At 65.6% G+C, this 21,127-nt stretch carries 24 protein-coding genes and 2 riboswitches; of the genes, 9 read left to right on the forward strand and 15 right to left on the reverse strand.

The genetic code is table 11. The features are described from left to right. Positions 1-12: 12 nt before the first annotated feature. Positions 13-215, forward strand: a riboswitch (cobalamin riboswitch). A gap of 93 nt (positions 216-308) precedes the next feature. Further along, positions 309-2,162 (forward strand): TonB-dependent receptor domain-containing protein, encoded by a 1,854-nt coding sequence (locus DNK34_RS03760; protein ID WP_131174999.1) that lies wholly within the window; start codon positions 309-311, stop codon positions 2,160-2,162. A 370-nt stretch (positions 2,163-2,532) separates the two neighbouring features. Here DNK34_RS03760 and DNK34_RS03765 read toward each other — a convergent pair whose 3' ends face one another. The 4 genes from DNK34_RS03765 to ribA all read right to left on the reverse strand — a co-directional run bounded on the left by DNK34_RS03765 (position 2,533) and on the right by ribA (position 5,658). Next, entirely contained in the window at positions 2,533-3,543 is a 1,011-nt protein-coding gene (locus DNK34_RS03765) for an AI-2E family transporter (protein WP_131175000.1), read from the reverse strand. A 272-nt stretch (positions 3,544-3,815) separates the two neighbouring features. Beyond that, entirely contained in the window at positions 3,816-4,625 is an 810-nt protein-coding gene (locus tag DNK34_RS03770; RefSeq protein ID WP_131175001.1) for a cobalamin-binding protein, read from the reverse strand. Continuing rightward, positions 4,625-5,041, reverse strand: coding sequence for an MFS transporter (locus DNK34_RS03775; protein ID WP_131175002.1), 417 nt, complete (start codon positions 5,039-5,041; stop codon positions 4,625-4,627). Before DNK34_RS03775 ends, DNK34_RS03770 begins: the two co-directional genes overlap by 1 nt. Further along, positions 5,038-5,658: a GTP cyclohydrolase II gene (gene ribA, locus DNK34_RS03780; RefSeq protein ID WP_131175003.1), complete on the reverse strand. Its 621-nt coding sequence runs from the start codon at positions 5,656-5,658 to the stop codon at positions 5,038-5,040. Before ribA ends, DNK34_RS03775 begins: the two co-directional genes overlap by 4 nt. Before the next feature lie 516 nt (positions 5,659-6,174). Between ribA and DNK34_RS25845 the strand changes: the two genes are divergently transcribed. From DNK34_RS25845 to DNK34_RS03805, 5 genes are read left to right on the forward strand one after another with little or no spacing between them, the layout of a single operon-like run. Continuing rightward, positions 6,175-6,600, forward strand: coding sequence for a type IV pilin protein (locus DNK34_RS25845; protein WP_165497308.1), 426 nt, complete (start codon positions 6,175-6,177; stop codon positions 6,598-6,600). Further along, complete coding sequence (locus DNK34_RS03790) at positions 6,594-7,073, forward strand: prepilin-type N-terminal cleavage/methylation domain-containing protein (RefSeq protein ID WP_131175004.1); 480 nt, start codon at positions 6,594-6,596, stop codon at positions 7,071-7,073. Before DNK34_RS25845 ends, DNK34_RS03790 begins: the two co-directional genes overlap by 7 nt. Continuing rightward, a complete protein-coding gene (locus tag DNK34_RS03795) occupies positions 7,051-7,431 on the forward strand; it encodes a hypothetical protein (RefSeq protein ID WP_131175005.1) in 381 nt (126 codons plus the stop codon). Before DNK34_RS03790 ends, DNK34_RS03795 begins: the two co-directional genes overlap by 23 nt. Then, entirely contained in the window at positions 7,419-8,102 is a 684-nt protein-coding gene (locus tag DNK34_RS03800) for a PilW family protein (RefSeq protein ID WP_131175006.1), read from the forward strand. The genes DNK34_RS03795 and DNK34_RS03800 overlap by 13 nt, the downstream gene beginning before the upstream one ends. Positions 8,103-8,114: 12 nt before the next feature. After that, positions 8,115-10,325, forward strand: coding sequence for a hypothetical protein (locus tag DNK34_RS03805; RefSeq protein ID WP_131175007.1), 2,211 nt, complete (start codon positions 8,115-8,117; stop codon positions 10,323-10,325). Positions 10,326-10,377: 52 nt separating this feature from the next. On the opposite strand, the gene DNK34_RS03810 is transcribed toward DNK34_RS03805, so the two are convergent. From DNK34_RS03810 to nrdR, 11 genes are all read right to left on the reverse strand, one after another. Beyond that, positions 10,378-11,022 (reverse strand): retropepsin-like aspartic protease family protein, encoded by a 645-nt coding sequence (locus DNK34_RS03810; RefSeq protein WP_131175008.1) that lies wholly within the window; start codon positions 11,020-11,022, stop codon positions 10,378-10,380. Positions 11,023-11,037: 15 nt separating this feature from the next. Then, positions 11,038-11,763 carry a type 2 periplasmic-binding domain-containing protein gene (locus DNK34_RS03815; RefSeq protein WP_207401597.1) on the reverse strand — a complete coding sequence of 242 codons (726 nt, stop codon included), beginning with the start codon at positions 11,761-11,763 and terminating at the stop codon, positions 11,038-11,040. 14 nt (positions 11,764-11,777) lie between these two features. Beyond that, the gene (locus DNK34_RS03820) at positions 11,778-12,311 is read right to left on the reverse strand and encodes a phosphatidylglycerophosphatase A family protein (RefSeq protein ID WP_131175010.1); all 534 of its coding nucleotides are present in this window, start codon (positions 12,309-12,311) and stop codon (positions 11,778-11,780) included. After that, positions 12,308-13,273 (reverse strand): thiamine-phosphate kinase, encoded by a 966-nt coding sequence (gene thiL, locus DNK34_RS03825; protein WP_131175011.1) that lies wholly within the window; start codon positions 13,271-13,273, stop codon positions 12,308-12,310. Before thiL ends, DNK34_RS03820 begins: the two co-directional genes overlap by 4 nt. Before the next feature lie 5 nt (positions 13,274-13,278). Further along, entirely contained in the window at positions 13,279-13,755 is a 477-nt protein-coding gene (gene nusB / locus DNK34_RS03830) for a transcription antitermination factor NusB (RefSeq protein WP_131175012.1), read from the reverse strand. Then, positions 13,752-14,228, reverse strand: coding sequence for a 6,7-dimethyl-8-ribityllumazine synthase (gene ribH, locus DNK34_RS03835; RefSeq protein WP_131175013.1), 477 nt, complete (start codon positions 14,226-14,228; stop codon positions 13,752-13,754). Before ribH ends, nusB begins: the two co-directional genes overlap by 4 nt. A 142-nt stretch (positions 14,229-14,370) precedes the next feature. After that, positions 14,371-15,459: a bifunctional 3,4-dihydroxy-2-butanone-4-phosphate synthase/GTP cyclohydrolase II gene (gene ribBA, locus DNK34_RS03840; protein WP_131175014.1), complete on the reverse strand. Its 1,089-nt coding sequence runs from the start codon at positions 15,457-15,459 to the stop codon at positions 14,371-14,373. Positions 15,460-15,472: 13 nt separating this feature from the next. Then, positions 15,473-16,132, reverse strand: a complete 660-nt coding sequence (locus tag DNK34_RS03845; protein WP_131175015.1) for a riboflavin synthase — start codon at positions 16,130-16,132, stop codon at positions 15,473-15,475. A 26-nt stretch (positions 16,133-16,158) separates the two neighbouring features. Then, the gene (locus DNK34_RS03850; RefSeq protein WP_131175016.1) at positions 16,159-16,617 is read right to left on the reverse strand and encodes a 6,7-dimethyl-8-ribityllumazine synthase; all 459 of its coding nucleotides are present in this window, start codon (positions 16,615-16,617) and stop codon (positions 16,159-16,161) included. 95 nt (positions 16,618-16,712) lie between these two features. Continuing rightward, a riboswitch (FMN riboswitch) is annotated at positions 16,713-16,869 on the reverse strand. A gap of 260 nt (positions 16,870-17,129) precedes the next feature. Next, positions 17,130-18,248: a bifunctional diaminohydroxyphosphoribosylaminopyrimidine deaminase/5-amino-6-(5-phosphoribosylamino)uracil reductase RibD gene (gene ribD / locus DNK34_RS03855; protein ID WP_131175017.1), complete on the reverse strand. Its 1,119-nt coding sequence runs from the start codon at positions 18,246-18,248 to the stop codon at positions 17,130-17,132. After that, positions 18,248-18,712 carry a transcriptional regulator NrdR gene (nrdR, locus tag DNK34_RS03860; protein WP_131175018.1) on the reverse strand — a complete coding sequence of 155 codons (465 nt, stop codon included), beginning with the start codon at positions 18,710-18,712 and terminating at the stop codon, positions 18,248-18,250. Before nrdR ends, ribD begins: the two co-directional genes overlap by 1 nt. 204 nt (positions 18,713-18,916) lie before the next feature. Between nrdR and DNK34_RS03865 the strand changes: the two genes are divergently transcribed. The 3 genes from DNK34_RS03865 to trxA are packed head-to-tail and all read left to right on the forward strand — an operon-like array spanning position 18,917 to position 20,942. After that, the gene (locus DNK34_RS03865; RefSeq protein WP_131175019.1) at positions 18,917-19,351 is read left to right on the forward strand and encodes a YbaY family lipoprotein; all 435 of its coding nucleotides are present in this window, start codon (positions 18,917-18,919) and stop codon (positions 19,349-19,351) included. Continuing rightward, entirely contained in the window at positions 19,348-20,010 is a 663-nt protein-coding gene (locus DNK34_RS03870; protein WP_131175020.1) for a class I SAM-dependent methyltransferase, read from the forward strand. The genes DNK34_RS03865 and DNK34_RS03870 overlap by 4 nt, the downstream gene beginning before the upstream one ends. A 59-nt stretch (positions 20,011-20,069) precedes the next feature. Beyond that, complete coding sequence (gene trxA, locus DNK34_RS03875; protein ID WP_131175021.1) at positions 20,070-20,942, forward strand: thioredoxin; 873 nt, start codon at positions 20,070-20,072, stop codon at positions 20,940-20,942. Positions 20,943-21,127: the final 185 nt, after the last annotated feature.

Consider the following 21,127-nt stretch of genomic DNA (forward strand, 5'->3'; position numbering starts at 1 on the left):
GCGTTCATATCCTGCCAGGTGCGTCCCGACGGTCAGCCGTCGGACGTTAAACGGGAAGCCGGTGCCCTCGCCCTGCGAGCCATCCCGGCGCTGCCCCCGCAACGGTAATCGAGCGCAGTCCTGGACTGCACAGCCCCTCAACAGCCACTGGGTTTCCCGGGAAGGCGAGCGGTTGAATCGAGAGCCCGGAGACCGGCCCTCAGGATTCGACTGGTGTTGCGGAGGGCATCACCGTCAAGCGACGGCGCCCGCGCGCCGCGCTTGCTTCTGCCCTCCTCGAAAGTCTGCCGACCTTTGAGGAAATCACATTGAAATTGCCCCGTCTGATCCTTGCGTCATCTCTGGCACCCGGCCTGGCTCTGGCCCAGGTCCCCGGTTACGACGACGCCCTGAAACTCTCGGAAACCGTCATCAGCAGCAACCGCGACGTGCAACTGCGCGAGCAGAGCAGCACGCCAAGCACGGTGTTCACCCGCGCGGACATCGAGCGCCTGCAGCCAGGCAGCGTGCTCGACCTGCTGGCCCGCGTTCCCGGCGTGCAGGTCACCCGTAGCGGTGGCAGAGGCAGCAACAGCGGCCTGTACATCCGTGGCACCAAATCGGCGCAGAGCCTGGTACTGGTCGACGGCCAGCGCATCGGCTCGGCGTCCGCCGGTATCTCCCCACTGGAATACCTGAATATCGAACAGATCGAGCGCGTCGAGGTACTGCGCGGCTCGCGCTCGGCGATTCATGGCGCCGACGCGATCGGGGGCGTGGTGCAGATCTTCACCCGCCGCGCCACCGGCGAAGGGCTCAACCCGCGCCTGCGTATCGGTTATGGTACGAACCACACCTGGGAGCGCAGTCTCGGCCTCTCCGGCGGCAACGCAGACACCCGCTTCAACCTCGGCCTGAGTGCCGACGACACACGCGGCATCAACCGCACCTATGCCCGGGTGGCGCCGGATAACGACCGCGACGCCTATCGCAACAACGCGTTCAGCGCCAACCTCAGCCATCGTTTCAGCGACGAGCTGGAGGCCGGGCTCAGTGTGCAGGACCAACGTGGCGAGAGCGAATACGACCTGGGCTGGGATGGCGCCTATCCCTATGCCGATTACCAGCTCACCAGCTACTCGGGCTTCCTCAGCGCCCGCTTGCTGCCGAACTGGAAGAGTCGCGTGGAACTGGGCCACAGTGAAAACCGCTCGACCGAACGCTTCGACGATACCGACGGCAGCAGCCCGTTCAACACCTACCGCGACAGCCTGGCCTGGCTCAACATGCTCGACCTGGGCAATGGCCACAGCCTGCTGCTCGGCGCCGATGGCTACCAGGAACAGCTCAACAGCCATACCGATTACGCGCAGGACAGCCGCTGGAACCATGCCGTGCTCGCGCAACACAGCTACCACGGCGAACGCTTCAGCACCGAACTGGGCCTGCGCCACGAGAAGAACCAGCAGTTCGGCAGCGCCAACACCTTCAGCGGCGCGCTGGGTTACCAGCTGAATGCGCGCAACGAGCTGATCCTCTCCTACGCCGAAGGCTTCCGCGCGCCGACCTTCAATGACCTGTACTGGCCGGGCGGTGGCAACCCCGATCTGCAGCCGGAAACCTCCAAATCCTATGAGCTGCAATGGCGCAGCCAGGTGACCACGCGCACCGCGTTGCAGGCCTCGGTCTACCGCACCGAACTGCGTGATGCGATCAACGGCTGGCCCGCCGAGAACGTCGACAAGGCGCGTATCAACGGTTTCGAGGGCAGCCTGCAACAGCAACTGTTCGGCTGGCAGGCCGCCCTCGGCCTGAGCCTGATCGACCCGCGCGATCGCACCACGGGCAAGCAGCTCAATCGCCGCGCCAAGCGGACCCTCAGCCTGGACGTGGATCGTCAGTTCGGCGACTGGTCGTTCGGCGCGACCTGGCAGGCGGTCAGCCGGACCTACGACGATGCCGACAACCAGCGCGAGATCGCCGGCCATGGCCTGCTCGGCCTGCGCAGCAGTTGGCAGACCACGCCTGAACTGGCGCTCGGCCTGAAGCTGGACAACCTGCTGGACAAACGCGCCGGCCGTGCCCAGTACAGCTACGGAGACTGGCCGGTGACGAACTACGCCGAGTACCGTGAAGAGGGGCGCACCGCCCTGCTATCGCTGACCTGGACGCCGGCGTTGTGAATGTATTCAGGTAGCCCGGGTCGAGCATAGCGACACCCGGGACATCGACCTGGGTATCGCTGCGCTCGACCCAGGCTACGGACCGGCAGGCCACACCGGAGATCAGCCCTGGCTTTGTTGGCACTCATCGACCTCGTGGACGGCGAGCCCGTAAAGCGACCCCAGGTAGCCCGGGTCGAGCATAGCGACACCCGGGGACATCGACCTGGGTATCGCTGCGCTCGACCCAGGCTACGGACTGAGCTTACCGGGATGAACCGCCGTAGGAGCCGGCTTGCCGGCGATTGGGGCCAGGCCGCGAATCACGCTGAACGGCCGCGATCGATTCGCCCGCAAGCGGGCTCTTACAGCCGTGACGCAATGACCTGGATCACACCCAGTTCTGCGCCTTCAGCTCGCTCTTCAGGTAGGCGTAGTACACCGGCGCGGCGACCAGCCCGGCGATGCCGAAGGCCGCTTCGAACACCAGCATGACCAGCAGCAGCTCCCAGGCCCGGGCCTTGATCTGCCCACCGACGATGCGGGCATTGAGGAAGTATTCGACCTTGTGGATCAGGATCAGGTAGACCAGCGCGCCGACCGCCACCCAGATCGACAGCGACAGGCCGACCACGAAGATCGCCGTGTTGGAGATCAGGTTGCCGACCACCGGCAGCAGCCCGGCGACGAAGGTGATCAGGATCAGCGTCTTGGTCAGCGGCAGGTGCACGCCGAACAACGGCAGCACGCCCATCAGGAAGATCGCGGTGAACGTGGTATTGAGCAGGGAAATCTTGATCTGCGCGAAGACCACGTTGCGAAAGGCTTCGACGAAGTGGCCGACGCGCGTCAGCAAGGCCCCGGCCAGGGGCTTGAGCTGCGCCGGGTCCGGCACCGTCTGCAAGGCGATCACCGCGCCGAGGATCATGCCGATCAGCACCGTGACGAACATGTGCACGGCGCCCTTGCCCAACAGCTGCAACTCGCTGATATGCCCACGCAACCAGTCGTGCAGGGCGATGCGGATGTCGTCGACGTTGGCCGGCAGGTAGGCCACCAGCGCTTCGGGCAATTGCTCGCGGGCGCGATCGATCACGCCCAGCAGCTTGCCCATCAGCCGTCCGGGGTTGTTCAACTCATGCATGGCCAGGGAAAAGGCGCCGGTGAACACCAGGCCGAGCACGGCGATCACCAGCACACTGAGCAGGCCGACCGCCAGCAAACGGCCAAGATGGCCGGCGAACAGACGCTGCATCGGCCTGGCCAGACGGTTGACCAGCTCGAAGACCAGCAGACCGGCCAGCAGGCTCGGCAACAGCTTCAACGGGAAGACCAGCAACAGCGCGGCGCTGACGATCAGCGCACTGGCCAGGGAGAACCACGGGGAGGCGAGGGATTTCATAGAACCTGCAACGAATCGTTAGGCGCACAATCTGCCAGTTGCCGCGGCGCTTTACCAGCGCCATCAGGGCAATCGCGCTATGCGCCCGAAGAGCCGCAAACAGCGCTGGAAAGCTGGAGGCTGAACGAAAAGCGGCTTGGGCACGACGCGAAACAGCGGTTTCTCGTCCAGCCTTCCAGCCTCCAGCGCTTTTCATCGAGTGCGGGCGATGCCCTAACGCCATAGCGCGATTGCCCTGCCAGCGCCCATCGCCATACCATCACAAGCGCCGATCAACGCGCCACACGCAGCACCTCGCAGAGTTTCCCGGTGGCCGCCAGCATCTGGAAGCTGGGCCGCTCCAGCCCTTTGTCCGGCAGCGGCCAGAGTTGCGCCCGGCGCACCGCGGTCAGCTCCGGCCAGCGTCGCCAGGCCGCCAGTTGCGCCGCGTCACTGGCGATGATCACCTCGGGGTCACGCTGCAGGACCGCCTCGACGCCGATCTGCGGCGCCGGCAAGCGCAGATCGGCGAAGACGTTGCGCGCCCCGCACAGCGCCAGGGCGTCGCTGATGATCTGCCCGCCGCCGACGGTATACAGCGGCGCATCCCAGACCTGATAGAACACCCGCACGGGCCGCTCGCGGCGGTAGCGTTGCCGCAGCTCGGCCAGCCCTTCGAGGAAACGCTCCTGCAGGCGTTGCCCCTGGCGCTCCCGGCCCAGGCGCCGGCCGATCTGCAGGAACTGCCCGGCGAGCTCATCCAGGCTGTGCGCTTCGAGCACCAGCAAGGCGATACCGAAGCCTTGCAACTGCTCGCGCTGCGCCTGGCTGATGCTGCCGGGCCAGAGCAGGATCAACTCGGGACGCAAGGCCAGCAGGGTCTCCATCTCCACCTGGCCGTAACGACCGACCGAGGGCAGGTGAGCCAGGGCTGGCGGCCGCTCGCCGCCATCGAGCACGCCCACCAGCAGGTCGGCGGCGCCCAGCTCGACGACGATTTCGCTGAGCGACGGCGCCAGACTGACCACCCGCTCGACCGCCGGCAGGGGCGCGGCCTGCAGAACCAGCAACAGCAGCAGCAGCAGCAGCAGCACGCGGATCATCAGCCGAGCTGTCGAGGAAGGCGATAGAGATAGAACAGTACGCAGCTGGAGATCGCCAGCAGCACCAGCGGTACGGCTTCCAGGCCGGCGAACACCGCCACGGCGGCGATCCAGGCCGGCAGGCCGGCACCGAGCAAGGCGGCGCGGCGCCGTTCGGCCAGATGCAGCCAAGCGGCGGGCTCGTCGGCCGTATCCAGGGCGTTGGCGGTGGCGATCAGTGCACGCTTGTAGCCACCGAACAGCGGCAGGCTGACGAACATCGAGGCGACGCCGGCAATGAACAGCGGCATGGCCAGCACGCCTGGCTGGAGTCCGTCGCCGAACAGCAGGTTGATCGCCAGCAGGGGCGCCAGAGTCAGCGCCAGTTGCCGCCACCACAGCAGGGCCAGGCGGCGCTTGACCGCAGCACGGGTCAAAGGCTGCCCTCGACCTCGCCCTGATGCAGGCTGCCGAGCATGTGCCCGAGTTTGCCGGCCTTGGTCGCGAGGTACTTGCTGTTGTGCGGGTTATGGCCGATCTGCAGGGGCACGCGATTGGCCACAACGATGCCCATGTCGCCCAGCGCCTTGACCTTGCGCGGGTTGTTGGTCATCAGCTTGAGCGAGGCGATGCCCAGGTGCTGGAGCATCGGCAGGCAGATGGCGTAATCGCGCTGGTCGGCGCCGAACCCCAGACGTTCGTTGGCCTCCACCGTATCGGCGCCGCCATCCTGCAGCTCATAGGCGCGGATCTTGTTGAGCAGGCCGATGCCGCGGCCTTCCTGGCGCAGATACAGCAGTACGCCACGGCCCTCCTTGGCGATGGCCCGCAACGCGGCCTCGAGCTGAAAGCCGCAGTCGCAGCGCAGGCTGAACAGCGCGTCGCCGGTCAGGCACTCCGAGTGCAGGCGCCCCAGCACGGGCGCGCCATCGGCCACATCGCCGAACGTCAGGGCGACATGTTCCTTGCCCGTGGCTTCCTCGAGAAAGCCATGCATGGTGAACACGCCGAACGGCGTCGGAAGTTGCGAGGCGGCGACGAAAACGACGGGCACCGAATGCTCCTGGTATCAGAAATAAAGCGGACTCTGCGAGGGGCGCCATTGTAACAGCAGCGCCCGCCGGCGAGTCATAGTGAATTACCGATGATAAGGATCGATCCGGGTCATTCCCGCCGCAATGACCGGCGCCGCCCCGATGACCGCATGGCAGCCCACGGGCCGAACCCGGCGCGGGCGCCTGAAGAAGCCTGCTCCGGACTGGCGTCAGGCAGGCTGGATGATCAGGGCGCGCCCTGCCATGCAAGCGACGCCCTTTTCGAGGCCGTGGCGGCGCAGCCTGCGGTTGCCGCGGACCTCTATGCCGCGCGTTTGCGCTCAACGAACCCGGAATTTCCCTGCTCCAGATCAAGACAGCCCCAACATGCGACCTGCGGTCGCATATTCGTCCTTTTACCTGAACTGGCAACCCGCTAGCATGGACTCAATATGTGACGGGAATCCCCTTTTCCAGATGACCCGCATCACAGTTAACCCGTGCACCAGCACCATCGAAGATGGAGACATACACCCATGGGCACCATCCGCGCCAAGGATCAGGCCGGCTTCACCTTGATCGAAATGATGGTTGTGGTGGCCATTATCGGCATTCTCGCCGCGATCGCGCTGCCGGCGTACAGCAACTACATCCTCAAGGGCAAGGTCAAGGCCGCCCAGTCCGATCTCGTGGCCCTGAGCCTCAACCTGGAAAACCGGTACCAGCGCCAACTGTCCTACCCCAGTACCACTACCGACAGCACAACGGCCACCGAGGCTCTGTTCAGCAGTTGGAAACCGGTCCAGCGCAAGGACTTCACCTATACCCTGAACGCGAACGGCTCGAGCTACGAAGTGAAGGCCACCGGCACCAGCAGCGGACTGAGCAACTGCGTGCTGACGCTGGCGAGCGACAACACTCGAGCCGCGACGAACTGCCCGGGCAACGACTCGTCATGGTGAATTCGCGCGGCTTCAGCCTTGTGGAACTGCTGGTCACTCTGGCGTTGCTGGCTTTCCTGCTGATGCTGGCGGTGCCGTTCACCAACACCTGGAGCGATAGCGCCAGGTTGCGTGACGCGGAAAACCTGCTGCATCAGGGTATCGGGCGGGCCAAGGCGCTGGCGCTGCGCAACCACCATGGCATGACCGGCACACGGACGGCCGCCAGCCTGTGCCTCGACGGCCAGAGCCAACGCCTGAACCTCTATCAAGCCAGCAGCGCGGCACAGCAGGCCGACTGTTCGGGCGCATACGGTTCGCCGGTCTGGAGCGCACAACTACCGAAGGCCGCCACAGTCAAAAGTGGAGCGAACGACTTTGCCTGCCTGGCACTCGACAGCCGGGGTCTGCCCACCGCCAACGGTGGTTGCAGCACGGGTAACGCGTACACACTGTCCATCGGGAGTGACGATGTCACGATCACGATCAACTGAAAGGCACCGGCAGTGCGGCGACATTCTGCTCGAATCACTGATCGGCATGCTGCTGATGTCCATCATCGGGCTCGGGCTCGTATATACGACCTCGCGGGTGTCGATCAGCCAGAAGGACATGAACCTGCACAACCTGGTGGTCAGCAAGCTGCGCGAGGAGTTGCAGGCGGGCAACTGCAACTCAGGCAGCTTTCAGGCCATCCAGGGCGGAGAGACCTTCACCATCAACAGCCACCCGCGCAATGTCAGCCTGGCGATCGGCAGCGGCTCGGTCGAACAGTCGATGTGCGCACTCTCGGTGGATAGCACCAGCCTGGGTGGCAGGATCTGTGTCGGAGCGGTGCCATGCGACAACTGAACAACCAGCATGGCATCACCCTGGTCAGCCTGATGGTCGGCACCGTACTGTCGATGCTGACCATCCTGGCGATGCTCGCCCTCTACAAGAACCTTATCCAGGTCGCGGTGGTCGCCACGAAAGATGCCAACCATGACGGGCAGCTGGCATCGGCCCTGCTGGTCGCGCAGCTGGAATTGCAGAGTGCCGGCTTCGGCATGGACGGCACGGTCGCGGATGCCTTCTACCTCCCTACGGCGAAACCCGCCCTGCTCTGGCGCTACCGCACAAATCCTGACAACCCGGCCTCGAGTTGGTGCATGGGCCTTCTCGACCGCCCCTCCAGCGGCGGCTCGCGCACCCTGACCCTGCTGAAAAAATCGAACTGCAACGACGCCTTGAGTGCCCGCTCGCTCGCTGACGACACCGCGACGCTGAAGGCCTCCTGGCAGGACGACGGGGTGATCGATCTGGCCACCCTGATGCCGACGACAACCGGCCCCTTGCTGGCGTTCGAGAAGAACGATGCGGTGGCATGCAGCACGTTCAGCAGCAGTGATGGCGCCCTGCATCCGCTGATAACCCTGAAGGCGATGAGTAGTTCCGCCCTGGCCAGCTCGGCGACAAGCACGCCGGTCCAGCCCATAAGCTACCGGGTCTGCCTTTCCAACCTCGTCAGCACATCGCCTTAAGGAGCAAGGATCATGAGATCGGTATCGAGAGGCAAGATGGCTCTGCATGCCCGGCAACGCGGCATGGCGACGATCCTGGTGGTCATGCTGGCCGGCATGGCGCTGACGGTTACCGCGCTGGGCATCATGTACTCGGTACGCACGAGTCAGGACAAGCAGGTCACCGTACATGCCACCACGCATTCGCAGGCGGGCGCCTGGGTCGCCGTGGAAGCGTTGCGCCTGTACCTGCAGACTCTGGACAAGGACGCTCTCGATGGCCTGGCAGCGTCCGCTCAGCTCGCATTCACCATCGCCGGCAACAAGGTCACGGCGCAGAACTTCGCCCTCGAGCCGATAACCGGCGATACGAACAACACCCACCGTTTCGCGACCGATATCAGTTACCAGGACGTTGCCGCGCGGGCCTCGTCAACCATCAGCGTGGTGTACGACGTCATTCCGGCCAACAGCGCGACAACGCCAAGCCGGGAGCCGTGGAGCGATGTGCTCAACATCTACAACGACCTGAACATGACGGGCGGGATCAGCATCCTGGGAGGCGACCTGGCCAAATTCAACGTCGACGGTTCGGTCAACCTGGACAGCGCCTCCATCACCGGAATTAAGACCCTCAAGGCCACCGGCAACATATCCATCGGCAGTGGCATCAAGGTCGAGGAACTGTACTCCAATGGCGATATCAGCCTGACCGGCTCGGCCAGCGTCCTCAGCGCCTCAGCCCTGGGCAACATCACGACCAACAGCGGCGGCTCCCAGGGTGTGCTCAACGCCAACGGCAACATCATCATCACCAACGGCAGCGTTGCCACGGCCAATGCGCTGGGGTTCATCACCGCCAGCAGCGGGGGAACGCATGGCACCTTCACCGCCGCCAAAACCATCTCGATCAGCAACGGCAGTACCACGCTGGCGAATGCGGAAGGCAACGTGACGCTCACCGGCGGCAGCGCGACGACCGTGAACAGCGAGTCGAACGTATCGTCGTCCTCCCAGCAGGTCTCGACGATCAACGCCAACGGCTCCGTCACGGCATTATCTCCTGTGAACATCAATGCAACGGGTGATGTCACGCTCAACGGCTGGGGCAGCGCCAATGTCAGGAGCAAGGGCTCGGTCACGGTCAACAGCGGTAACCTGAGCAGCGTGCTGGCCAGCGGCAACCTCACCTTCAACGGCTGGGGCAGTGCCTCGGGAACCATTGGCGGCACCCTGACCAAGGAGCAGCAATACAATGGCAATGTCAACGTCAATGTCCAGCCCGGCCTGGTCGTCGAGGTGCCGACCGTCGATGTCGTGCCGATGGCCCAATTGAGCGCATTCACCCTGACGCGCCCGAGGGTGGACGCCTATGGCCTGAAAACGTCGGCCAACTACGTTTTCCAGAGAGAGAACGGCAGGACCAAGGTCACGGTGCGTAACATCAACGGCATCGCCGACGGCGACTACTACATCGGCTACTACCAGGCGCAAAGCAACGACCGGGTCGACTACCTGTGCAAGGAAGTGAACAGCAGCGGCTTGTGCACCTCTCCGGCCACCTACGCCGACACCCACACCATCTGCCAGGGCAACTCCAACCAGAACGCCTGTTTCTCCTATGCCAACGACACCTGGAGCGTGACGGGCAAGAACCTGGCGCCCGGGGTCATGTGGTTCGAGGGCAACCTGAGCCTGGTCAACGGCAACTTCTACAACACCTTCATCGCGACCGGCAATATCGGCACCAGCGGCGGACATACGACCACCGCCGTCAACTACGCCGGTTACAACGCCATCTGCCTGAACCAGTACCCACAGAACGCGACCACACGCTTCGCAGGGCTCTACCCCACCAACTTCTGCAACCAGGCCAACGCCAGCCTGATTATCAACAGCATCGGCAATATCGCCCTGCTCGCGGGCGGCTACCAGGACACCACCTTCTCGGGCGGCACCATCGATCTGGGCTCATCCTCCAAGATCTATGGCAGCGTGATCGCCGGCGATCTTCTGCTCACCGGCGGCGATACCACGATCAGCGGCTACGTCACGGCTGCCGGCCAGGGCAGCGGCACGAGCAACAACTGGGGCGGTAGCACCACCATCGACCTGCGCAACCTTCCCGCTGGCTACGACCCCGGCGGCATCCCCGACATGGGCGAGATCTGCAGCGTGAACTGCACCGGCAACCAGACCAGCTGGCCCGGCCAGGCCAAGGTCCTGTGGTCGCGCTACCTGTAACGTCAGCTCCAGCAGGGTCTCCACGGCGGCGTCCTGCGCCCCGTGGCCCGTCTCAACTGCGGCTCTCGAGCAACAGCGCGCCGCCTTCCTCACGCCATCCCACCCGGCCCAGGAAACTCATGCCCAGCAGCACCTCGCCGGGCGCTTCGCCTTCCAGCACGACCGCATCGACAGCCGTCACCTCCAGGTGCCCGACCTTCACGCTATCGATACGCACCTTCCAGCCCTTGACCTGGCCGTTGGCCGTGCTCACCAGGATCGGGCTCCCCTGCGCGAAGTCGATGCCGATACGCCGGGCATTCGGCTCGCTGAGGGTGACGTAGGTGGCGCCGGTATCCAGCAGAAACTGCACCGAATGACCGTTGACAGCGCCAACCGGCCAGTAATGCCCGCCAACCCCGCGCGCAACGGAGTGCCGGACGCCGGGTGACCCATCCCGGCTCGCCCCCACTTCCCGGCTCAGGCTGTAGGCCCGCTCCACCCCGTCGACACGCAGCACCGCGCCGCGGCTGTCGGCGCTCACCACTTCCACGCCGCCAGGGCCGGTCTGCCCCACACGCACCAGCTGGCGTTGCCCCTCGAGCGACAGCACCGCGGCGCCGGGAAACAGGCCCACCACCTGTACCTGGGTGGCGGCCCGGGCCAACGGCGCCGTCCCCAGCAATACCGCGATACAGCCGTATGTCAGTCGACGCATCGATGCCTCTCGTGGTCAGTCGAAGGGGTAATACTGTTGCCAACGCTCGAAGATCGGCCGCAGGGTGCCCTGCTCGACCAACTCGTCCATGCGCCGGTCATACAGCGCGGCCAGCGCGTGGCCCTGCGGGGTATCGGCGAAGCCGATGTACAGCGGCAGCCGGATCAGGTCGGTGACGCGATAACGCGACGGATCGTCGGCCTCGGCGAGCACCTCTTCGACCTCGGGTCGGGCATCGATGTAGTAGTCGGTATGGTCATAGGCGAGCATCGGCAGGATACCGCCACGGCGCAGCAGCTCGTTGTAGTGATGCAGATTGGGCATGTAACGCTGGTAGGCGTAGCCGCGCATCCACACCAGCCGCGACTCGCCGAGCGTCTGCAGCTCGGGCACCGGTTTTTCCGCCAGGCCCAGGGCGCTGATCTGGTCGGAGTCGTAGTGCCAGCGCGGATAGATCACCCCCGTGCCGACCTCGTCCAGGTAGGAAGCCACCCAGGCATCCGCCTCGCCACGCTGCACCAGGCCGACCGAACGGGTATAGGGCACGATCTGCACCTCCAGGCGCACCCCGGCCGGCTCGAAGATCAGGCGCAGGATATCCCAGGACATGCCCGTGCCATCGGCATTGGTGCGATCGACCCAGACATCGCTGGCCAGGCGGATCTGCGCGGGCACGCTCGACTCCGCCCAGGCACAGGCGCCGAGCATCCACAGCAGAGCCAGCCAGCCAACTCGGCGCATTCGCCCTCCCGCGCTCAAGCGAAGCCCAGACTCGTCGCCAGGCCGTTGGCCCAGCCCCATACCAGCACCTGCATGGCCAGCCAGGCGAACACGCCGGCCAGCACGTCGTCGAGCATGATGCCGAAGCCGCCGTGGACATGGCGGTCGATCCAGCGGATCGGCCAGGGCTTGATGATGTCGAACAGGCGGAACATCAGAAAGCCCACCAGCACCCAGCCCCAGCCTTCAGGCACCAGCCAGAGGGTGATCCACATGCCGACCATCTCGTCCCAGACGATACCTTCATGGTCATGCACGCGCAGGTCTTCGGCGACCTTGCCGCACAACCACACACCGAACAGCATAGTGATACCGAGCATCAGCCAGTAGCCCCAGTCCGGCAACATCTGCCACAAGGGGATGAACGGCACCGCGACCATCGAGCCCCAGGTGCCGGGCGCTTTCGGCAGGGTTCCGGCACCGAACCCGAAGGCCAGGAAATGCCAGGGGTTGCGCCATACGGATGGCGGCACGAACTCGGCGGGAACTTGCTTGGGATGATCAGTCACGGAGGGGTTCCAAAATGTTGGTAGCCACTGTGCAGCGGCGTGAGGATCCGACCGGCGGCATCCAGCAGACGCACGCCCTGCCCCGCCTCGACATGACCGATCACGTGCACCGTCTGCCCGCCGGCCTGCAGGTCAGGCAGGTGCTCAGGCGCTAGAGTAAAGGCCAGCAGGTAGTCGTCGCCACCGCTGAGCGCCAACTGGCATGCGGCGTCCTCGCCGACACAGGCGAGCAGCGCGGCCGATAGCGGCAGGCGCGCCTGCTCGATGACCAGCGCGACCCCGGAAGCCCGGGCGATATGGCCGCAGTCGGCCAGCAGGCCATCGGAAATATCCAGTGCGGCCGTCGCCAGGCCACGCAGCGACAGCCCCAGGGCCAGCTGCGGTTGCGGCGACCAGTAGCGCTCGAGCAAGAGCGCGGCAATGCTGTCCGCCACCTGCCGCTGGCCCAGCACCAGCGGCAGCGCCCCGGCGGCATCGCCCAGGGCACCGCCCACGCACAACAGATCGCCGACACGCGCGCCCTGGCGGGTCAGCGCCATGCCCCGGGGCACACGCCCGAACACGGTCAGGGTCAGGCTGAGCGGGCCACGGCAGGTATCGCCGCCGACCAGTTGCACGCCACAGCGGCGCGCCATGCGCTCCAGCCCGGCGGTCAATCCCGCCAGCCAGTCGCTCGACACGCTCGGCAGGGTCAGCGCCAGGGTGAACGCCAGCGGCGTGGCGCCCATGGCCGCGAGATCGCTGACCGCAACGGCCAGGGCGCGCTGGCCGAGCAGGCGGGCATCGGCCTCGGCGGGAAAATGCACAGCCTCGACCAGGGTGTCGGTGGACACCGCCAGCTGTTCGCCGGCGGCCAGTTCGAGCAGGGCGCAGTCGTCGCCGATACCGAGCGCCACGCCATCGGCCCCCTGCGCACAGGCGGCAGTGGCGAAGTAATGACGGATCAGCTCGAACTCGCCCAAGACACTCAGCGCTTGAAGTCGCGGACTTCGTCGGCGCGCAGTTTCGGCGCCAGCTTGTCGAGCACGCCGTTGACGAACTTGTGCCCGTCGGTGGCGCCGAAGACCTTGGCCAGCTCGATGCCTTCGTTGATCACCACCCGGTAAGGCACGTCGATGCGGTTACGCAACTCGTAGGTGGACAGGCGCAGGATGGACAGCTCGACCGGGTCGATCTCGTCCAGCGGGCGATCGAGCAACGGTTCGAAGGCGCTGTCGATTTCGCTCTTCTGCCGTGGCACGCCGTGCAGGATCTCGTGGAAGTAGGCGCCGTCGACCGCGCTGAAGTCGTTGTCGACCCGAAACTGCGCCTCGATCTCGTTGAGCGCCTGACCGGCGATGTGCCAGGAGTAGAGGGCCTGCATGGCCAGGGTACGGGCCTGACGCCGGGCCAGCACCTTGGCGCTCGGGCCCTTCTTGGCCGGCTTGCTGTCGTTCTGGCTCACTTGGCCTCCAACTGCGCCAGCAGGCTGACCATTTCCAGGGCGGACAGGGCGGCTTCGGCGCCCTTGTTGCCGGCCTTGGTGCCGGAACGCTCGATGGCCTGCTCGATGGAGTCGACGGTCAGCACACCGAAAGCGACCGGCACGCCGAACTCCATGGACACCTGGGACAGGCCCTTGGTGCACTCACCCGCCACGTATTCGAAATGCGGGGTGCCGCCACGGATGACCGCGCCGAGGGCGATGATGGCGTCGTACTCGCTACGCTGGGCGACCTTCTGCGCCACCAGGGGAATCTCGAACGCGCCCGGCGCGCGGATGAGGGTGATGTCGCTTTCGCTCACGCCATGGCGGACCAGCGCATCGATGGCGCCGCTGACCAGGCTTTCGACCACGAAGCTGTTGAAGCGGCCGACCACCAGGGCGTAGCGGCCCTTGGCGGCGATGAAATTACCTTCGATGGTCTTCAGTGTCATAGCGGGTTCTCACGATGTATTAAAGAGCCAGGGCAGGCCACGGCAGGCCCTGAAAAATATAGACGATGGCCGTCAGGGCGCAGCGTCGTCGCAGCGCCTCGACCCGCCACCCGGGTGGCGGGCGCGCAGCGCCCGGCCCCCTTTATTTAGGGGGCAGGTATTCTACAACTTCCAGATCGAAACCGGATATCGCATTGAACTTCATCGGTGCGCTCATCAGGCGCATCTTGCGCACCCCGAGGTCGCGCAGGATCTGCGAACCGGCACCGACCGTGCTGTAGGTGCTCGGCGCCTTGCTGGCGGCGCCGTCCGCCTCGCGGATATGCGCCAGCACTTCGTCGCCATCCAGCGAATGGCCCAGCAGCAGCACCACGCCGCTGCCGGCATTGGCCACTTCGGTCATCGCCGCGCGCAGGCTCCAGCGTCCGGGCTGGCGCACCATCAGCAGGTCGCGCATCGGGTCCATGTTGTGCACGCGCACCAGGGTCGGCTGTTCTGGGCAGATGGTGCCCAGGGTCAGGGCCATGTGCACGTCGCCTTCCACCGAATCGCGGAAGGTCACCAGGTTGAACTGGCCAACCTCGCTGTCCAGCGGCTGTTCGGCGATGCGCTGCACGGTGCGCTCGTGGATCAGGCGGTAGTGGATCAGGTCGGCGATGGTGCCGATCTTGATCCCGTGCTGCTCGGCGAACGCTTCCAGTTCCGGGCGACGGGCCATGGTGCCGTCGTCGTTCATGATCTCGCAGATCACCCCGCTGGCCTCGAAACCGCCCATGCGCGCCAGGTCGCAGGCCGCCTCGGTGTGGCCGGCGCGCGCCAGCACGCCACCGGGCTGGGCCATCAGCGGAAAGATGTGGCCAGGGCTGACGATATCTTCCGCGACCGCATGCTTGGCGGCGGCGGCCTGCACGGTGCGGGCGCGGTCGGCGGCGGAAATGCCGGTGGTCACCCCGATGGCCGCCTCGATGGACACGGTGAACTTGGTGCCGAAACCGGAACCGTTGCGCGGCGCCATCAGCGGCAGCTTGAGGGTCTCGCAGCGCTCGCGGGTCATCGGCATGCAGATCAGGCCGCGGGCGAAACGCGCCATGAAATTGATGTGCTCGGCGGTCACGCACTCGGAGGCGATGATCAGGTCGCCTTCGTTCTCGCGATCCTCGTCATCCATGAGGATGACCATCTTGCCGGCACGGATGTCTTCGACGATTTCTTCGATGCTGTTCAGAGCCATGATTGGCAGTTCCTTACTTCAGGTAGCCGTGCTCGGCCAGGAAACTTTCGCTGATACCGCCGGCACCGGACTCGGCGGCCTTGTCACCGAGCAGCAGGCGCTCCAGGTAACGCGCCAGCAGATCCACCTCGAGGTTGACCTGCCGCCCGGGACGGTAGTCGGCCATGATGGTCTCGACCAGGGTATGCGGCACGATGGTCAGCTCGAACTCGGCGCCATCGACCGCATTCACCGTGAGGCTGGTGCCATCGACGGTGATCGATCCTTTCAGGGCGATGTACCTGGCCAGCTCACGCGGGGCGCGGATGCGGAACTGCACGGCGCGGGCATTTTCCTCGCGGGAAACCACCTCGCCGATGCCGTCGACGTGGCCGCTGACCAGGTGGCCGCCGAGGCGGCTGGTCGGGGTCAGCGCCTTTTCCAGGTTGACCCGGCTGCCGGGCTTGAGGTCGATGAACGCGGTTCGGGCCAGGGTCTCGCGGCTGACGTCGGCCCAGAAGCCGTCGCCCGGCAACTCGACCGCGGTCAGGCAGACGCCGTTGACCGCGATGCTGTCGCCGAGCACGACATCGCCCAGGTCGAGCTTGCCGGTCCTGACGTAGACACGCACGTCACCGCCCTTGGGCGTGAGCGCGGCGATGCTGCCGATGGCAGCGATGATTCCAGTAAACATGGGGACTCCTTGCGAGCAAAGCTGGCTCAGACCGGCAATTCTACGAGCTTGCGCAGGGTGTCCGCGCAGGTCCGTGCGGCTTCGCCACCCTTGACCCGGAAATGCTCGCGGAAGAACGTCTGGTGCTCTTCGCCGGCATGGAAATGGTGGGGCGTCAGCACCGCCGAGAACACCGGTACATCGGTGTCCAGCTGTACCCGCATCAGGCCCTCGATCACCGCCTGGGCGACGAACTCATGGCGGTAGATGCCGCCATCGACCACCAGGCCGGCGGCGACGATGCCGGCATAGCGGCCGCTTCTGGCCAGGCGCTGGGCATGCAGGGGGATTTCGAAGGCGCCGCCGACCTCGAAGCAGTCGATATCGCCCTGGGCATAGCCCTGGCGCTGCATCTCTTCGATAAAGGCATGGCGGGACTGATCGACGATATCGCGGTGCCAGCAGGCCTGCACGAAGGCGACCCGGCGCACGGAAGTGTTGGACATGGTTGGTACTCCTGTTTATGGCTAAAACAGGGCAGCTTGGATCGATAGGGATCTTGCGGACATGCGGACACCCGGAGATGCGCCTTGCCAGGCAATCCCGCTCTCTCTTCATCCGGACTATGACCGTCGGCTCCGGAATCACACCGGATCTGCTGACCTCGGGCGGCTGGTGCCGTACCGAGCGCTCGCGGGCTAGGTGCATTGCGCGCCATTACCGCCGGTGGGGAATCGCACCCCGCCCTGAGAACGTTGTGGCCGCCACGTGCGGCCGACAGGCGTTTTACCACAGTTGCCGCTGCGGTGCACGGAGGGCGTGCACCAGCAGGGCGATCGCGCTATACCGTTATTCACCGGAAGCGGCTTCGATAAAAGCGCTGGAGGCTGGAAAGCTGGACGAGAAACCGCTGTTTCGCGTCGTGCTCGAACCGCTTTTCGTTCAGCCTCCAGCTTTCCAGCGCTGTTTCCGGCTCTTCGAGCGCATAGCGCGATTGCCCTGTGCACCAGCGGCTTCCTCAATTGGTGGAGTCGGGCACCGCGACGATCCGCCAATCGTCGCCAATGGCACGCATCTCGACGATCTTCAGCGCCTGGGCCTCGGCCATCCGCGCCAGCGGCAGGTCGAGCAGCGGCCGGGCACTGGAACCGAGGAACTTGGGCGCGACGAACAGTTGGTACTCGTCGACCAGCCCCAGCCGGGCGAAGGCGCCGGCCAGCTTCGGCCCGGCCTCGACCAGCACTTCGTTGGCGCCCCTGGCCGCCAGTTCCAGCAGCAATTTGCGCAGATCGACATGGCCATTGCTGCCCGGCACCGCCAGCAGTTCGTGACCGTCGCCAAGGTAGCGATCCCGCGACGTGGCCGCCGCGCAGGTCGCCACCAGCGCCGGGCCGGCCTGGAAGAACGGCGCGCTCAGGGGCACGCGCAGACGGCCGTCGACCAGCACGCGCAGCGGCGGACGGGTCATCGCCAGCGCCGCGAGCTCGGCATTCAGGCCCAGCTCGTCGGGGCGCACCGTCAGCCGCGCGCCGTCGGCCAGCAGGGTGTCGGCACCGCTGAGCACCACGCTGGCGCGCGCGCGCAGGCGCTGTACCGCGGCGCGCGCCGCCGGCCCGGTGATCCACTGGCTTTCGCCACTGGCCATGGCGGTGCGCCCATCCAGGCTCATGGCCAGCTTGACCCGTACCAGCGGCAGGCCCTGTTGCATGCGTTTGACGAAGCCGGCATTCAGCGCCCGCGCCTCGCTTTCCAGCACGCCACTGCGCACCGCGACACCGGCATTCATCAGCCGCAGCAGGCCGCTGCCCGCCACCTGCGGATTGGGGTCCTGCATGGCCGCGACCACCCGGGCGACACCGGCGGCGACCAGGGCATCGGCACAGGGCGGCGTGCGCCCGTGATGGCTACAGGGTTCGAGGCTGACGTAGGCCGTGGCGCCACGCGCCTTGTCGCCGGCCTGACGCAGGGCGTAGACCTCGGCATGGGGTTCGCCGGCCCGGGCATGCCAGCCTTCGCCGACGATCTGTCCGTCGCGCACGATCACACAGCCGACGCGGGGATTGGGATGGGTCGAATACAGGCCCTTGCGCGCCAGTTCCAGGGCGCGGGCCATGAAGCCCTGATCGCATGAGGTCATCAGTCGTGGTTCGGCTCGCGGGAAAGACGGTCGATTTCCTCGCGGAACTCGTTGAGATCCTGAAACCGCCGGTACACCGAGGCGAAGCGGATATAGGCCACCTCGTCGAGCTTCTGCAGCTCGGTCATCACCAGTTCGCCCAGCACCAGCGACTTGATCTCGCGCTCGCCGGTAGCCCGCAACCGGTGCTTGATATGGGCGATGGCCGCCTCCAGGCGCTCGATGCTCACCGGGCGTTTTTCCAGGGCCCGCTGCATGCCGGCGCGCAGCTTCTCCTCGTCGAACGGCTGGCGGCTGCCGTCCTGCTTGATCAGGCGCGGCATCACCAGTTCGGCGGTCTCGAACGTGGTGAAGCGCTCGCCACAGGCCAGGCATTCACGGCGCCGACGCACCTGCTCGCCTTCGGCGACCAGGCGCGAATCGATGACTTTGGTGTCGTTGGCGGAGCAGAAAGGGCAGTGCATGGTCAGGGAGTGCCAGACGGGAAAGGCCCCATGTTAGCGCATCCCGCCGGGCGCTTGGCAAACGCCGCGGCGGCGCCGACGAGGCTGGCGTTCGTCCATGCCCGGGGCACCCGGGCGCATTGCCGGGATCGCGCGCCTTTCCTTTGCATTCGCCACCCGTGACGAGGAAAATCCCGGTATTGCCCGTCCAGCCAGGATTCATCCATGCCATTGCGCCCGCTCGCCCTGTTCTGCCTCGTCGCCCTGCTCACCGCCTGTGCCAGCGAGCCCGCGCCACCCGTGGAGCCGGTCGAGACACCGACGGCGCCAGTGCCCGCCGCCACTGCGGCGTATTTACGCGAACTGACCGGCACCCTGCTCGACGTGCCCGCCGGCGCGGATGTGGAACTGGCCCTGCTCACCATCAACGAGCGCGGCCTGCCGCACAAGCTGCTGGGCAACATTCAACTGCGCGGCAACGGTGCACCACTGCCATTTCGCCTGACCTTCAACCCGGAGAATTTCAGCCAGGGCATCCGCGTGGAACTGCGTGGCCGTGTGCACCAGTCCGGCAAGCTGGTGCTGCACATGCCCAGCCAGTTGATCCGCCAGCCACAGAGCCAGGCGCTCGGCGAAATACGCGTGACGCCTGCGCTGTGACGCCACCGCAGCACCTGCAAACGGCCCTGAGCGAATTGCTCGGCGACGCCCGCCTGAGCGCGACCACCTTGCCGAGTACCGACCTGCGTCTATGGCTGATCGATCCGACGAACATGGATCGCTGTTTCAATCCCGAGGAAACCCGACGCATTCTCGAGGAGCCGCCTTACTGGTGCTTCTGCTGGGCCAGCGGCCTGGTGCTGGTTGAATGGTTGGCCCGGAACCCGGAGTGGGTGCGCGGCAAGCGAGTGCTGGATGTCGGCAGCGGCTCGGGCGTCGTGGCCATCGCCGCCGCGCGTGCTGGCGCGGCGCAGGTAGTGGCCTGCGATCTGGATCCGCAGGCCCTGGCCGCCTGCCGTGCCAACGCCGAACTCAACGGGGTACAACTGGAATACTCGAGCGATCTGTTCGCCGAGCGCCGCGACTACGACCTGGCGATCGTCGCCGACGTGCTCTACGACCGCGCCAACCTGCCCCTGCTCGACCGCGTCCTCGAACATGCCCGCCAGGTGCTGGTGGCCGACTCCAGAGTGCGGGATTTCAGCCACCCGGCCTACCGCCGCATCGCCGGCCTGCAGGGCTGTACCTGGCCGGATCTGGCCGAGCCGGAAACCTTCCGGCACGTCAGCCTCTATCACGCGGATCGTCGTCTCTTGTAGCCGCACAACAGCGCCCGCATTTATAGTCGTACCCATTTTCGCCCGGACAGAGACAGACCATGAGCGACACCCCGTACATCTTCGATATCAACGGCGCCGTCCAGTTTGAACAACTGGTGATCGAGAACTCCTTCCACAAACCGGTGCTGGTGGACTTCTGGGCCGAGTGGTGCGCGCCCTGCAAGGCACTGATGCCGCTGCTGGCGCAAATCACCGAGGGCTATCAGGGCGAGCTGCTGCTGGCCAAGGTCAACTGCGATATCGAGCAGGAAATCGTCGCACGCTTCGGCATCCGCAGCCTGCCGACCGTGGTGCTGTTCAAGGATGGCCAGCCGGTCGACGGCTTCCAGGGCGCGCAACCCGAGTCGGCGATCCGCGCCCTGTTGCAGCCCCATGTCGCCGAGCCAGCGGCGCCTGAAGCCGACCTGCTGGAAGTCGCTCAGGAAGCGTTCGCCGATGGCCGCATCGCTGAGGCCGAAGCCCTGCTCAAGCAACGGCTCGGCGAGGATAACGAGAACGCCGCGGCACTGATTCTCTACGCCCGCTGCCTGGCGGAGCGCGGCGAGCTGGGTGAGGCGCAACTGGTGCTCGATGCGGTCAAGGGCGACGAACACAAGCAGGCTCTGGCAGGTGCCCGCGCACAACTGACCTTCCTGCGCGAAGCCGCCGATCTGCCGGACGCCGCCACGCTGAAGAGCCGCCTGGCACAGAACGCAGAAGACGACGAAGCCGCCTACCAACTGGCCATCCAGCAACTCGCCCGCCAGCAGTACGAGCCGGCTCTGGATGCCCTGCTCAAACTCTTCGTGCGCAACCGCAACTACGCCGATGGCCTGCCGCACCAGACCCTGCTGCAAGTCTTCGATCTGCTCGGCAACGACCACCCGCTGGTGACCAGCTACCGCCGCCGTCTGTATCAGGCGTTGTACTGACAGCAGCTGCAAGCTGCAAGCTGCAAGCTGCAAGCTGCAAGCTGCAAGCTGCAAGCTGCAAGCTGCAAGTCAGGATGGCGTGTACCTCATGATCGCGGTCAAGCTTTCGCTCTTACTTGTAGCTTGAGGCTTGCAGCTTATGGCCGCTCTATCCAGCATGTAGCCTGGGTTGAGCAGAGTGATAC

The organism is Phytopseudomonas dryadis (assembly GCF_004327355.1).
Classification (GTDB): Bacteria; Pseudomonadota; Gammaproteobacteria; order Pseudomonadales; family Pseudomonadaceae; genus Aquipseudomonas; species Aquipseudomonas dryadis.

What these genes read in the sequence shown, in the direction of transcription:
- DNK34_RS03765 (WP_131175000.1), bottom strand. Translation starts at nt 3,543, where the DNA reads ATGAAATCCCTCGCCTCCCCGTGGTTCTCCCTGGCCAGTGCGCTGATC.
- DNK34_RS03770 (WP_131175001.1), bottom strand. Translation starts at nt 4,625, where the DNA reads ATGATCCGCGTGCTGCTGCTGCTGCTGCTGCTGTTGCTGGTTCTGCAG.
- DNK34_RS25845 (WP_165497308.1), top strand. Translation starts at nt 6,175, where the DNA reads ATGGGCACCATCCGCGCCAAGGATCAGGCCGGCTTCACCTTGATCGAA.
- DNK34_RS03790 (WP_131175004.1), top strand. Translation starts at nt 6,594, where the DNA reads ATGGTGAATTCGCGCGGCTTCAGCCTTGTGGAACTGCTGGTCACTCTG.
- DNK34_RS03795 (WP_131175005.1), top strand. Translation starts at nt 7,051, where the DNA reads ATGTCACGATCACGATCAACTGAAAGGCACCGGCAGTGCGGCGACATT.
- DNK34_RS03800 (WP_131175006.1), top strand. Translation starts at nt 7,419, where the DNA reads ATGCGACAACTGAACAACCAGCATGGCATCACCCTGGTCAGCCTGATG.
- DNK34_RS03805 (WP_131175007.1), top strand. Translation starts at nt 8,115, where the DNA reads ATGAGATCGGTATCGAGAGGCAAGATGGCTCTGCATGCCCGGCAACGC.
- DNK34_RS03810 (WP_131175008.1), bottom strand. Translation starts at nt 11,022, where the DNA reads ATGCGTCGACTGACATACGGCTGTATCGCGGTATTGCTGGGGACGGCG.
- DNK34_RS03815 (WP_207401597.1), bottom strand. Translation starts at nt 11,763, where the DNA reads ATGCGCCGAGTTGGCTGGCTGGCTCTGCTGTGGATGCTCGGCGCCTGT.
- ribH (WP_131175013.1), bottom strand. Translation starts at nt 14,228, where the DNA reads ATGACACTGAAGACCATCGAAGGTAATTTCATCGCCGCCAAGGGCCGC.
- ribBA (WP_131175014.1), bottom strand. Translation starts at nt 15,459, where the DNA reads ATGGCTCTGAACAGCATCGAAGAAATCGTCGAAGACATCCGTGCCGGC.
- DNK34_RS03845 (WP_131175015.1), bottom strand. Translation starts at nt 16,132, where the DNA reads ATGTTTACTGGAATCATCGCTGCCATCGGCAGCATCGCCGCGCTCACG.
- DNK34_RS03850 (WP_131175016.1), bottom strand. Translation starts at nt 16,617, where the DNA reads ATGTCCAACACTTCCGTGCGCCGGGTCGCCTTCGTGCAGGCCTGCTGG.
- ribD (WP_131175017.1), bottom strand. Translation starts at nt 18,248, where the DNA reads ATGACCTCATGCGATCAGGGCTTCATGGCCCGCGCCCTGGAACTGGCG.
- nrdR (WP_131175018.1), bottom strand. Translation starts at nt 18,712, where the DNA reads ATGCACTGCCCTTTCTGCTCCGCCAACGACACCAAAGTCATCGATTCG.
- DNK34_RS03865 (WP_131175019.1), top strand. Translation starts at nt 18,917, where the DNA reads ATGCCATTGCGCCCGCTCGCCCTGTTCTGCCTCGTCGCCCTGCTCACC.
- trxA (WP_131175021.1), top strand. Translation starts at nt 20,070, where the DNA reads ATGAGCGACACCCCGTACATCTTCGATATCAACGGCGCCGTCCAGTTT.